Origin of the sequence: Prosthecobacter sp. (genome assembly GCF_044236155.1) — a bacterium.
Taxonomy (GTDB): domain Bacteria; phylum Verrucomicrobiota; class Verrucomicrobiia; order Verrucomicrobiales; family Verrucomicrobiaceae; genus Prosthecobacter.
On sequence record NZ_JBIIHA010000004.1, the window covers coordinates 41,511 to 56,894 of the forward strand.

Consider the following 15,384-nt stretch of genomic DNA (forward strand, 5'->3'; position numbering starts at 1 on the left):
TTGAAGTGAGCTTGGACAGTAGGCTCCCCATCTCTGGGAACCTCCGGCCTAGGTTGAACAGAAGTCGGAATAGAAATGGGTTTGATCAACGCCTGTGTCCTGTTGGCTTATGCCTAAGTGGATGAATGACTGTGGTTGGGCGTTGATTTTAAACTTTTTCATTCGTGGGACTAGTGACGAATTATCTTTTCGCAAAATGAACAAAGTCTTGTCCTGGACGACTCAACTTTGGTATTTTGCAAGCTCCCCCGACCAGCTCAAAAAATTTATGATGAAGCAACTACGCTCCAGAAGGCAGAACATCGGCCTCGCGATGACTGTGCTAATGCTATTCTGGCAGATCGGCCAGCCGCTGCAGGCAGCGACGTTTCTTTGGACCGACGTCACAGGAAACACGAGCGTGGGTGGAAACTGGTCTGGAGGCATCTCGCCGAATGCCATCAGCGTCGCGGGGGATATTCTGAATCTGAACAACGCCCTTACCGCACCACGCACGGTCACGCTGGATGGTCTTGTGACGGCTGGGACGCTAAACATCGGGGACACGACGACCACGAATGCCTTCACGCTGGCGGCGGGCACGGGTGGTTATCTGACTCTGGATGTGATTAGCGGTAACGCGGCGATCACCAAGACAGGTAACGGGCTGGATACCATTTCCACCGGACTCCAGTTCAACGACACGCTGGCGATCACCAACAGCTCGACTAGCGGCACCTTGACGATCTCGGGGGCGTTGCGGTCGCTGACTTCGGGCATAACTTTCAATGGCACAGGGGTGGTCGCGGCGGGTTCGACCGTTGTCTCCGGGGTGATTTCCACGGCTGGGAATTTGGTGAAAAACGACGCAGGGATTACGACCTTAAGCGGTGCGAATACCTATGCTGGAACAACGACGGTTAATGGGGGAACCCTCATCCTGAATGGTGCTACGGCGCTGCCTGTAAGGTCAGCCGTGACGGTAGGGGCTGGGGCTGTGCTGAATGTGCAGCAGGCGCTGACGATGGGTTCGTTGGCTGGTGCCGGTGATTTTACAAACAGCTCAGCAAACAATCGTATCGTCACCATCGGTCGCGATGATACCAGCACGGTGTTCAGCGGTCGCATCAATCCAGCAACGGCCTCGCGTGTCGCCATCACCAAGATCGGAGCTGGCACACTGACTCTTCAGCCGACGGGTACAAATGCTTCCACCTACACCGGCAACACCATTGTGAACGGCGGGGCCATCGTTCTGGACACTTCAAGCAGTTCGCTGACAACTGGCTTCCTTGCCGCCACCCCATTGCAAATCGTGGGTGGTAATTTTGAGATGAAAGGCCGCAGCGGGGCCACGGTTAGCCAAACCCTGGGCAACTTTACACTGAACACCACTGGGGGTTCTATTTTGATGACGCCGAATGGGGGCACCAGCACGACTTTGACGCTCGGCACACTCACCTTCACCGCTGGCACTCTTTTGGTGCAGGCTCCGGCCAATACGTCCGTGAGGGCCACCACCACGGCACTGACGAACAACATCTACGGAGGTGGTAGGGCTGTTTTCAGCGATGGCGCAGGAAATATCAACTGGCTGAGTCACACGGGCGGCGTCTCTCCCTTTACCATGAGCGGCCTGGGTAGCGGTGTGGGTGCGACTCCGGCCTACACAGGGGCGCTGCCCGCCGACGGAACCGGTTTGGCCGCAGGGAACTACACATTGAGTGGTTCTCAGACCCAAAACACCGCTGCCAGCACGATTAACACGCTGAAGATCACTTCGACGGGGGCCGCCCAGTCCCTGGATCTCAGCACGTTTAACCTGACCACCAATGGCTTGCTGGTGACTGGAACAGATGCCTACCAGATCAACGGGACGGGTGCGCTGACCCATGCCACGGATTTGATCATTCACCAGTACAATAGCGGCGGCCTCACCATCAATGCACCGCTTTCGGGTGCGGGGGCTTTGACCAAAGCAGGCGATGGTGTTCTCACTTTAGGAACTGGAGCAAACACGATGACAGGAGCCATCAATATCACGGGCGGCACCTTGTCCTTCAGCAGTGTCACGGCCGGTGCTGCCGGAAGCTTGGGCAACAATGCGGCGGTAAATACCGTCACCCTTCGTGATGGCGCGACGTTGAGCTACACGGGCGTGACTGGTACGATTTTAAATTCAGGTGCCGGCTCGCGTAACTTCGCCCTCCAAGGTGGTAACGCGAACATCGACGTGACCACATCGACCGAGACGCTCACACTGAGTGGGACCATCACTGGTGCTGGCAGTCTGGTCAAAGGCGGGGCTGGTTCCTTGAGTGTGAATGGCGCGGCGACTCACTCCGGATCAACCATCATCAATGCGGGAACGCTGATCATTGGCGCGGCGGACCGCCTCCCAGACACAGCGCCCTTGATTATCGGTGGCAGTGGCACCTTCAATATGGCGGCGGGTAACGAAACAGTGGGATCCCTCGCTGGCTCAGGCATCTTGCTCAGTGGTGGCACTGCCAGAACGCTCACGGTGGGCGGGGACAACACCTCCACCACTTTCTCGGGGACGATCTCGGGAGCGGGGGCAAACGTTTTCAACAAGGGGGGCACGGGAGTGATGACCATTCAATTGGCAGGCCCAACCGCCTGGACTGGCAACTCTAGTGTCAATGGCGGAGTGCTCAGGCTGAATGCGAACGGCCTGCCGAGCACCGGTGCCTGGACGATCGCCAACGGTTCTGCGCCAGCGCAGATCGATCTGAATGGCAACAACGCGACCTTGGGTGGCATCACCTTTTATGGCACCAGCACGACCGTCAGCGGCCAAGCCAGTGTGGTCCTCGGTACGGGCACCTTGACCCTTGGAGGAAACATCACCTACAACGCCGTCGGCGCTGGCAACATCACCACGATCCTGCCGGCTTCCATTTCCGCCACCGGCGCTGGTGGCATCTCCCTTAGCGCCACCCGAAACATCACCGTCAACGATAGCAGTTCGGTGCCCACGACCGCAGCGGAACTGAGCATCGATGCCCCAATAGCGTCATCTGGCGCGTTCGGCTTCACCAAGCTTGGCCTGGGTAATCTTCGGCTTTCTGGCAACAACACCTACACCGGCACGACGACGGTCAATAGCGGCGTGGTGTATCTGGACTACACCACACAAAACAACGCCAAACTTGGAACGGGGGGGCTTTCACTCTTGGGAGGCAGCCTCGTGTTGAATGGGAATGGCTCTGGCTCTACAAGTGAAACCATCACCGGCAATACAACCTTTGCCGGGGGTGGTGCCGCATCGATCACCATGAATCCAGGCGCTGGTCAGTCCTTGGCCCTCAACCTCGGCACCCTCACGCGGGCCGCGGGCGCAGGAACCGTGCGTTTCAATCTCCCCTCCGGCGCGCAGACCGGGACCAACGGCATCCTCACGGACGCCCTCAACACAATCGGTAGCGGGTCCGACGCCATCCTCGGCGCCTGGGCCACCGTCAACACGGGCTCCGGCACCTTCTTCGCCCGCAATGTCCCAAATGCCCTCGATGGGAATATCGGTGCCGCTACGACCACGCTACAGAACGCAGTTGGCTCTTGGCTAAGCGGCCAAAACATCAGTGATGACACGGCCGGCTTCTCTGGCACCCTTGATTACGAAACCAGCATTAATAGCCTCCGTTTCAACGATAATGGTCCCTCCACCGTGGCCATCACCCCCGGCGGCCTGCTCCGCATCGTCAGCGGTGGTGTCCTTCAGACCAGCAATGTCACTGGAGGCGTCTCCACCATCAGCGGGGGGCGCCTGGAGTCCAGCAGCGGCAGTGAACTGGTCTTCACCACCGATAGCGCCACCCAGCGCCTGGACGTCAGCTCCACCATCACGGGTGCCTCTTTGATCACCAAGACGGGCAACGGCACCCTGCGACTCAGCGGGAACAACAACGCCACTGGGGCCGTCTCGCTTCAAGCGGGCACCTTGGAACTCACCGGAGGCCGTGCCCTCGGTGACACGGCCGCCGTCACGCTGACGTTGGGCAGCACGAACACCCTGAGCCTCCTGGCCAGCCAGACGGAGACAATCGGTTCCCTCAGTGGCGGCGGCACGTCGAGCGCCACCAGCACCGTCAGTCTTGGTGCCAGTTCCACCCTCACCATCAACCAGGGCGCAGACCTCACCTACACCGGCAGGCTCGTTGGCGACGGGACCACGACCTTGGTCAAGTCGGGTGCCTCCGCCCTGACGCTGGACAATACCTCCGCCGCATTCACGGGGGCACTGCGGATCGATCAGGGGACGATCACCCTCAGCGGAAACCTCGGGAACCTCACTGGCCTCACCTCGCTGGTCTTGAATGGAGCGGGAACGCTCCGCCTAAGCTATGCGGACAACAACGCCGGGGACCGCATCAGAGATTTGGCCACCGTGACCCTAAATAATACGATCTTCGCCGCAGGCGGAGGTCTCCGGATAAACAACACAAGTAATGCGGGCCGCAGTGAGACCCTGGGTGCGCTCACGCTTGGAGCGGGTCACAACTCCATCTGGGTGGATGGAACGAACACGGGTAATCACACCACGACGATGACCATTGCGTCGCTCGCCGCGAACAACCGCGCCACCTCGCTGGTCGTGGGCCGCAGCTTGGGCACCCTGACTGCTGCCAACGAAAGCCGCATCATCTTCACTGCGGCTCCCACGGCCATCGGAGGCACAGGCACTGCGGGGCAGACCAACATCGCCATCGTGCCGAATCTCATCGGCGAGGCCACTGCGGGTGCTCCAGATGCCACCAACGTGGGGAACAGCTTCGTCTCGCTCGGGGACGGCACCAATGGCGTGCGCCCCTTGAATCTAACCACGGAGTATCTCGTGGATCAGGCGGCACCGGCGACGGGAACAAACAACCTTCGATACACAGCAAGCAATGCCATTACGACACCAGCCGCCATCAACGCTCTGGCCTTGGATTCAGGTTCCGCCATTGCCCTCACGGGTTCAGCCAGCAGCATGGACATCGGTTCCGGTGCCATTCTAGCTGCTGGAGCCGGGGCACACAGCATCGGCACCATCACCGGGCTCACCACCACGGCCGCCACCTACTACACCTACGTCACCAACTCCGCTGGATCGCTCACGCTGACCACGCCGTTGACCACGGCCGTGCCTTTGGCCAAATCGGGGGCAGGAACCCTTATTCTAAACTCCACCAGCCATGCTTTCACGGACCTCTTCTTCAACCAAGGCGTGGTGCAGGCGGACGCTTTGAACAAACTCGGCACCGGTGCCTTCAACTTCCACGGCGGCACCCTGAAATTTGGCGCTGCCTTTGATCCTTCCACCAAGACCGTGACTTTTGGGACTGGCGGGGCTGTGTTCGACACCACCGGATTTGACATCACCTTTGCCAATGCGGTGGGCAACAGCGGCACTGGCGGCCTGACCAAGATCGGCACCAACAACCTCACGCTGCAGGGCGCGAACACCTTCACCGGGGCCACTTCCGTGACCGGCGGCCGCCTGATCCTCGACGGCGGCACCAACCAGATATCCTCTACCGCCGGTCTGACCCTCAGCGGCACGTCTTCATTCCAGTTGGGCGGCACCACCGCGGCCAATCAGACCGTGACCTCCCTGACTGGCGCGGCGGGGAACTCCATCGTTGGTGGCAACGCCAGCCTTTCCACCCTCACCGTAAATCAAAACGTCGACACGACCTACGCCGGCTTCATCGGCGGAGCGGGAGCCAATGAAAACAACATCGCTGTCAACAAGACTGGCGTTGGCACCCTCACCTTGGGCGCGGTGGCCTCCACCTTCACGGGCGGGCTGAACATCCGGGCTGGTAGTGTCGTGGGCGGCAACAACTCCAACACCTTCGGTGCCAGTTCCAACGTGATCACCCTCGGGGACACCTCGGGCAGCGTGGATGCCGCCATCACTTTCTTCAACAGCTTCACCTATGCCAATCCCATTGTGGTAGCCTCAGGCAGCACGGGCGCGGCCACCATCATCCTCGGTGCCACCACGGGCGCCCCGGTACTGAGTGGCGGAATCACCCTGAACAAGGATTTGATCCTCAGCAAGCTGGGCACCACGGGCGCTGCCCAGGTCACCGGCGGCATCATTGGCACGGGTAATCTCATCATCAGCAACAATGCCACCACCGGCACGATCGCCCTCGCCACAGGGGCCGTGAACATGACCGGTTCCATCACCAATTCCGGTCTCGCCACCGGCACCACGACCATCAGTGCTAACATCGGCAGCAACGTCACCAGCATCATCCAAAAGAGCGCCACCTCCAACATGACGTTGAGTGGGGCCAACATCGCCTTCACTGGCGGCATCACAGTGAACGCTGGCACCCTGAACATCACCGGCGGTGCCACCACGGCACCAACGCCCAACGCGCTCACTGTGGACGGCGGTGCCACGCTGAATCTGGTGAACACGGCAGGTCAACGTTTCAATCTTGGAAGCGGTGCCATCAACTTGGGTGCTGGGTCTGGAACCACGACCCTGAACTTGGAACTCGGCCCCATCGCAGGCACGCTTTACGACAGTTTCCTCACCACGGGGGCCGCGACCACGGCGGGCACGGTGCAGTTTAACATCACCAATGTCGGCATGACCGCCGGCACCTACAACCTCCTCCAAGCTTCCGGCGGGCTGAATGGTGCGACTTACACATTCGGAACGCTTCCCAGCGGTTTTGCCTACTCCTCGGCCACGTCTGCCACCTCGGTGGACCTCATTGCGTCTGCGCTGACCAGTCTCTTCTGGCAGGACAGTCAGGGAGATGGCAGGTGGAACACGCTGACAGCTCCAATGAGCGGCCTGAGCAACTGGTCCACTGACTTGGCGGGCGCGGTGAACGCAGGCGGCATCCCCGGGGCGGGCAGCGTAGTCACTTTCAGTTCGCAGGCCTTGACGGTCGATTCCCCCACCACCGCAACCACCCTGGAGACACCGTTCTCGATTGATAGCCTCGTCTTTAACAATCAGACCAACAGTGGAGCCATCACGGCGATCACCATCGCCCCCGGCGCAGCGGGCACCCTGACACTCGCACCGGCGTCCTCCGCCAATGGTATCAATGTGCAAGCTGGTGCCCCCGCCTCCATCGGCATCAGCGCACCTGTCATCCTCGGAGCCGCCCAGACTTGGTCCGTGGCCGATGCCCTCTCCACCCTGACGGCGAGTGGTACCCTGAACATGGGCACCAACGCCCTCACCCTAGCCGGTGCCGGAACCAAGACCATCAGCGGGCTTATCAGCGGCACGGTGCCCACGGGAACGACGGCGCTGACCATCAGTGGCGGCACGGTCAATTTGGCCAATGCGGGCAATACCTTCACTGGCGACATCGCAATCGATGGTGCCACAAGTAAACTCATTTACACAGACGGCACCAATACCACCGTTAGCCCCTTGGGCCGGGGAACGGGCACGAATTACAAGCAGATCCTGCTGTCCAATGGTGGCACCTTTGTGGTGGATGTCGCGGACTTCAATGTCAACGTCAACACGGGCACCAACTTGGCTGCGGGTAACGTCTTCAACATTGGGACGGGCGGAGGCACCTTTGAGGTCACCGCAGGCAGACTCTTCACCTTGGATGATGGCACGGGTGCCGGAACCGCCATCGCCAACACGCAGCTTCAGGGCAGTGGCACACTGACCAAGACCGGAGGCGGCGTGCTGGTCCTCGGCAATGCAGCGGCTTCGAATGCCGTCTTCACCGGACAGATCCTCGTCAATGCGGGGGTGCTCAGGCTGGGTGCCATGTCCGCTGCCGGGGTCGGGCTCGGCGACACCCTCGCCGGAACCACCATTGCCTCGGGGGCGGGTTTCGACATCAACAACAGCGCCAGCACCTCCGCCGAGCCACTCAGCATCAGCGGCGATGGCGTGGGCGGCACCGGCAATGTCATTTTCACCAGTCACGGCACCGGAGGCAGTTTCGCCGGACCCATCACCCTCTTGGCGGACAGCACCATCGGCTCCACCGCGGCAGGTCTGGTGACGTTGACGGGAGGTATTACCGGTGCATTTGATCTGGCCATCAGGAACACCGCGGCGGGTGGCACGACACTGTCCACGACCGCAGTCAACAATGGCGGCACCATCACCAATCTTGGTGCGGGCGCGGGCGCGACGACCATCAGCGCCGACCTCGGCGCAACAATCACGGGAGTGGAACAAAACAGCGCCACCTCCTTCCTCACGCTCTCTGGTGCCAACAGCAGTTACACCAATGGTGTCACCCTGACCGCGGGCAGGCTGACTCTCGGCAGCACCACGGCCTTGGGCGCGACGGCCAGCACCCTCACCATCGCTGGCGGCACGTCCCTGAACAGCTCAGTCGCCAGCCTCGTCAATGCCAATAACAACGCGGTCATCGCGAACGGCGACTTCACCTTCGTGGGCACGCAGTCCCTTGATCTTGGAACCGGTGCCTTCTCCCTCGGCAGCACGGCAGGAGCCCGCCAGATCACCGTCACGGCCAATACGCTGACACTCAATGGCGTTGTCTCCGACGGCACCGCCACTGGCCTCACCAAGGCAGGCGCGGGCACTCTCGTCTTGGGAGCGAACAACGCCTATACAGGAGCCACCACCATCAGCGCTGGCACCCTGCAACTCGGCACAGGCGGCACCACGGGGGCCATCGGAAACGTCGGTATTAGCAACAACGGCACCCTGACGATCAACCGCAGCAACACCCTCACCCAGAGCACCAACCTCGGGAACATTACCGGCACTGGCGCGGTGAGCCACATCGGTTCCGGCACGACGATTCTGGACGGAACGAACACCTACACCGGCAACACCAGCGTCACCGGCGGCGGCACCTTGACTCTCACCGGCAGCCTCACAGGCAATGGAACGGCCGGCGCTGGCTCCCAGCTCAACATCGGCAACACCGGCACCGGCATCTTCAATCTAGGTACCGGCGGAAGCATCAGCAACTACTTCACCTTTGCCGGGGCCAATGCCGCCAGTGCGGTAGCCATTTACAACCAGACCGGTGGCACCGCCTCCTACACCCGCACCGGAGCGTCTGACAACATCAACTACCTCTCCAACAATGCCACCGGTTACGGCTACCTGAACATTACCGGAGGCACTACCAGCGTTCTTGGCCGCTTCGTAGCCGCGAACTCTGGCACCGGCGTGGTCTATGTCGGCGGCACAGGTACCTTCAACATGCAGAACAGCGATTGGACCATGATCTCCAGCAACGGCGGAGCCAACGCCCTCGGCCAATGGACGGTCGGCCCCGGCGGCACCATTGACCGCACTGACGCCACCAATCTCACCGGTCTCTTTCTTACCGGAGCCGGACAATACGGCGTCCTCAATGTCGCCGGAGGTTCCTTCACCCACGGCGTCGGGGGCAATGCGACCCTGCGCTTCGGCAACGGCAACGGGGGCAACAACAACACCGCTCTCGTCAACCTCGCTCAAGGCACCCTCACCATCGGAGCCAACATGAGCCAGAGCGTGGGCACCAGCACCAACCAGAACGTTTACCTCGCCTTTGCGGGCGGCACCCTCAAGGCCGCGAACACTCTCTCCGCCGCGCTCCCCGGCAACGTCACCGGCCAGACCGTGGTCAGGAGCCTCTTCGGTGCCATTGACAACACTGCCGCGACCGGAGACGCCTCCCAAGACTTCACGGGTGGTCTCACGGTGGACACCAATGGTTTTGCCGTCGGCATCGGTCAGTCCCTCACGGCTGCAACCGGCGACGGTGTCGCTCAGACCAGCCTAAGTGTCACCGGCGGCAGTGGTTACATCGGCGCGCCGGCTGTCCAGTTCACTGGCGGCACCCTAGCTGCTGGCGGCTCCCCCGCCTCCGGCTATGCTTTGATCAGCGGCGGTGCCGTCACCGGCATCGTTATCACGAGCCCCGGCCAATACACGGTGGCCCCCACCGTGACCTTGACCGGTGGCGGTGGCACGGGTGCCAGCGTCGCAGTGGGAACCCTGGTGGCCAACACCAGCGGCGGTCTTACCAAAGTGGGCGCGGGCACCCTCACCCTCTCTGCGGTCAATTCCTACACGGGCGGCACCACCATCAATGCGGGCACCCTCGCCCTTGGGATCAATGATGCCCTCGCTGACACGGGTAACGTCACCATCGCCGGCGGCACGTTGAACGTCGCCACCTTCAACGACACGGTCGCCACCGTCTCCCTCCAAAGCGGTGCCATCACCGGCACCACGGGCGTCCTGACCTCCACTGCCAACTACGACCTGCAAAGCGGCACCGCCAGTGCCATCCTTGCTGGCAGTGTGGGCCTGAACAAAACCACCGCAGGCACGGTGATTCTTTCCGGAGCAAACACCTACAGCGGCGTCACCAGCATCACGGGCGGCACCCTGGCCTTCTCTGGCGTGGGCAATCTGGGCAATGCCTCCGCCACCAACACCATTACGTTGAACGGCGCCACCCTCAACTACACCGGCTCCACGAGCATCAATCTGGCCGCGAATCAAGTCATGACGATCGGTAGCAGCGGCGGCACCCTGAACGCGGCGGATGCCGGTGGCACCCTCAATCTGCTCGGCGGCATCACCACCTCCACGGCGGCCAACTTGACCAAGACAGGCCTCGGAACCGTCTCCGTCACGGGCTCCACCAACCTCAACGGCGGCAATGTCACCGTCAGCGCTGGCGTCCTGAACGCCGGCTTCACTGCGACGGGCTTGGGAGCCATCAACGTGGCCAACGGAGCCACTTTGAACCTTTACGATGGAGCCACCACCACCATGGCCATCTCCGGCCTCACCCTCGCCAACGGCAGCTCCCTTGGCTTTGACCTCAATGCGCCCGGGGTCAATGACATCCTGAACCTGACCGGCACCGCCGCCGTCACACCCACCGTCTCACTGAACTTCAACAACCTCGGCGGCCTCGCGGTGGGCACCTACGACCTCATCAACGTCACTGGCGGCACGCTAACTGCCACGGACTACATCCTCGGACTCGCCCCTTCCGGCCTGAACTACAACTTCAGCACCATCAACTCCAACCAGACGCTCCGTCTCACCACCAGCAACCTGAACCTCGTCTATTGGACCGGCGACCAGGACGGCAACTGGAACACCAACAACGGACCGGGCAACACCAACTGGGCCTCCAATGCCTCCGGGGCAACCGATTTGGGCGCGCTCCCTGTCGCCGCCGATACGCTCGTTTTCAGTGCGACCAACGCAAATGCACCGGCGGGGTTGGTTGCGACCAGCCTCAACAACGTCGGGGTGACAGCGGACAGTCTGCGCTTTATCAGCGCTCCGACCACACCGGTGACCACCGCTGTGACCATCGCCTCCGGAGGTGCCAGCGGCATCCTTACCATCAATCCTGCCAGCTCCAACAACGGTATCTCTGTGGCCGCTTCGGGGGGTGATGTCACCATCTCCGCACCGATCGTGGCCCAGTCCAACCAGACTTGGGAAGTGGACGGCACCTCTCCCTCCTCCCTTACCGTATCGGGCGGCGTTACCTTCACGGGCAGTGTAACCAAAACCGGCGCAGGTGTCCTTACCCTGAGCGGCAGCAACAGCGGCGCGGGCGGCCTCAACCTAGCCACGGGTTCCCTCGTGATCGCCAACAACAATGCCCTCGGCACGGGCACCTTCACCATCGGGGCCGGCACCACGATTAATACCGGAGCCAGTGCCATCGCCAACGCGGGCAACAACGTGCAGAACTGGGACGGGAACTTCACCTTCACCGGCACAAACCAACTGAACCTAGGCACTGGGGCTGTCACTATGGGTGACAACGTCATCGCCACCGTCTCCGCGCAGACTCTCACCGTCGGTGGTGCCATTGGCGATGGGGCCTCCACCTTTGGCCTCACCAAGGCAGGTGCGGGAACGCTCACCTTGTCAGGCAACAACACCTATGGCGGCTTGACCAGCGTCACGGCGGGCACCCTGAACCTCAACGGCAACAACTCCGGCGCGGCAGGCGGTGTCACCATGGCCTCCGGCACCAATCTCAACCTCGGGCACGCCAACGCCCTCGGCTCCGGCACCTTCACCATCAACGGAGGCACCCTGAACAACACCTCCGGCAGCAACATGACCCTCGGTTCCAATGTAGCCCAGGCATGGAACAGCGGCTACACCTTCACCGGCACCCATAGCATGAACATGGGCACCGGAGCTGTCACCCTCGGTGCCACCACCCAGATCACCACCACCGCCAACACGCTGACGGTCAATGGAGTGATCGACGACGGAGCGAGCACGTTCGGTCTGACGAAGTTGGGTGCCGGAACGCTCTCCCTCGGCGGCCTCAACACCTACGGCGGTGCCACCGTCCTTGACCAGGGCGGTCTTATCTACACCGCCGACCAAAATCTCACCGCTGGCACGAACACCCTCACCTTGGGAGCCGCCGCAGGCAGCACGGCTGCCTATTCCTTGGATTTGAGCGCTGCCAGCGCCCAGTTCGGCGGAGCCATGGTGGTGCAGACCAGCAATGCAACCGCCAACACCATCACCATCGGTAACACGGAAACGTTGCGGGTGGATGGCGCAGTCACGATCGGCTACAACTCCGCCGGGGTGACAACCACTAAACTGGCTATCACGGGAGCTAACGGCACCTTTAAAATCGGAGACGTTGGCGCACCCACCGACCAAGGTTTCAGTCTCGGCGCCGGCAACACCAACAATGTCAGCAATGCTGGCACCCTCGATATGAGCGGGTTGAAGACTTTCTATGCCAACCTTGGTATCGGCACCTTCCGGGTCGGTGAGAACGGCGGTAACGGAACGGTCGGAACGGGGGGAGCGGGATCCACGCTCATCCTCGCCGAGAACAGCACGATCATTGCCACGACGATTACCTCTGACAGTTCCGCAGCCAATGTCACACAGGCCATCCAACTTGGCAGTGGCACCAACGAGTTCAACGCTAACACCATCACAATCGGTGGTTCGGGCGGCCGCGCGACAGGAACGCTCGACTTCAATGCCGGAACCGGAACCATCAAGATCCGCGCTCTCGACGGCGTCGGCCGCGCGGCGATGAATGTTCAGAACGGAGGCGCGAACACCGCAACCAGCCTTTTCGGCACCGTGGACTTTAACGGTCATTCCGCCGACCTGCTCCTCGGCACCCTCGCCGTGGGTGGTCGCAGCGCAGCCGTGGCAGCGAATGGCACGGGTGTTTTCTCCTTTGACACGGGAACCCTCGATGCCACCACCCTCAACATCGCCGCTCGCACGGGCACCACGAGTACGACGGGTAGCGTGATCGGAACTGCCAGCTTGGGAGGCACTTTCACCATCGGCACCGTGACGATGAGCACAAACAACGTGAACTTCAACACGGCGACTGGAACGGGTGACGCCACCTCGACACTCAATATCAGTGGCAGTGGCACCAACACCATCACCACGATGACCATGGGCACGCTCGCGATTACCAACACGACCGCCCTCACCTCCGGAAACAGCGATGCCACCGCCACGGTCAACGTCACTGGTGGCACGACGACGATTGGCACCCTGACGATGGGATCGAATGCATCGGTTGCCACGACGGTCACCTCAAATACCGCCACCTCCACGCTGAACATCAGCGCGGGCTCGGTCAGCGTCACCAACAACCTGACGATGGGCCAGGCGACTTTGAGAGCAGGCAATACGGCCACGGCTGACATCAACATCACCGGCACTGGCACCCTCACCGTCGGCGGGGACATCCGATACACCAACGCCACCCTCGGCACGGAGAACAACACAGTGACGCTGAATGGCGGCACGCTCGACATGACCAACGGCAACATCGGCGGCGTAGGAACCGTCGGCACCGCAAATGTCGGCACCATCACCTTCAACGCCCAGTCCGGCACCTTGCAAAACCTCGCCCAGCTCAATGGCGGGGGTGCCAGTCCTGGTGCCACTCTCACAAAGACCACGGGCGGTACGCTCATCATGCAAGGCACCAACGCCTACACCGGCGGAACCGCTGTCAACGGCGGCATCCTCCGGGTGAACAGCAGTGGCGGCAACTCCCTGGGCACCACCGGCACGGTCAGCTTCGGCGGTGGCACCCTGCAACACACCGCCAATGACACGACTGACTATTCCGCCCGCTTTAGCACCGCTGGCAGTCAGGCGGTCAGCATCGACACCAATGGCCAGAACGTGACCTATGCGACTGCGCTTAGCAGCACGGGTGGCACGTTGACCAAGACAGGTGGGGTCGGCATCCTTGCACTCACGGGTGCCAACACTTACGACGGGGCGACGACGGTCAATGCTGGCACTCTACAGCTCGGCACCGGCGGTACCACGGGCTCCCTGAACGCTGCCAGCGCCGTCAGCGTGGGCTCTGGAGCCACCTTCGCGGTCAACCGCAGCAATACGGTGACCCAGGGGACGGACTTCAGCAGTGCCGCAATCACCGGCGGCGGTTCATTCGCTCAATCGGGCACCGGCTCGACCATCCTGAATGCCGCCAACACCTATACAGGGGGCACGACGGTCTCGGCAGGCACCCTCGAAGTCAACAACACCGCTGGGTCCGGCACCGGCACCGGCAATGTCAACGTCACCTACACCAGCGGCACAGCAACCAAGCTCTCCGGCTCAGGCAGCATCGCTGGTAGCACGATCCTCGGCAGCGGCACCGTTTTGGCTCCTGGTGAGGGGAACACCGGTACCAGCAACAAAAAACTGATCTTCACCGCCGCGACAACATCCATCAGCGCTGCCAACGATGCGCAGATCCAGTTGGGTGTGACCACGGCGGACTCCATTGATGGTAGCTTTGCCACCTGGTTCCACGCGAATGGCGGAACCGCAGCGGCCTACTTGGACACACTCACCAATGGCATTGCTGACACGACCTGGAACAGCGCCCCGACGGGAGTAGGACACGACTTCATTTCCGCTGCAGGCACGATTGTCCTGGGTAGTTCTGGCACCGCTGACAAGCGGATCGCGGTTTCCCTGAACAGTGTCACCGGACTCACCTACGGCAGCATTTTCAACCTGCTCGACTGGAGCACGCTGGGAATCAAGGACGGCACAAGTCTTTCCGCGATGTCAGGAGCCGGAGGCTTCAATATCGCCGACAACCTTCTGCTTGAGGCGCTGTCAGGCGGACTTGCCTGGGACACCAGTGTGTTCAACAGCCACGGCATCTTGGTGGTGGTCCCTGAGCCTTCCCGTGCACTCTTCCTCATGCTCGGCCTCTTCGGCCTCATGCTCCGCCGTCGGCGCCGCTAGACCTGTTTGCGCAGGGCCATGGTTCCTTGTGGGAGCCTGAATCTGATTTGGAGGATGCCCTTGTCAGGTCTCAGCTTGGTTTGTCACCCTTCGAGCGACTTTGCGTGTGCGCCGAAAGAAAATGACGCCGGAAAGTTGAGGGAACGCGTTTT

1 protein-coding gene is annotated in these 15,384 nt (G+C 61.5%); it reads left to right on the forward strand.

Annotation, left to right across the window (positions count from 1 at the left end; translation table 11 throughout):
• Positions 1 to 196: 196 nt before the first annotated feature.
• Complete coding sequence (locus ACILSE_RS05170) at positions 197 to 15,232, forward strand: autotransporter-associated beta strand repeat-containing protein (RefSeq protein WP_395716295.1); 15,036 nt, start codon at positions 197 to 199, stop codon at positions 15,230 to 15,232.
• Positions 15,233 to 15,384: the final 152 nt, after the last annotated feature.

Excerpts from the sequence above, each read along its gene's own strand:
- ACILSE_RS05170 (WP_395716295.1), top strand. The coding sequence starts at position 197 with ATGAACAAAGTCTTGTCCTGGACGACTCAACTTTGGTATTTTGCAAGC.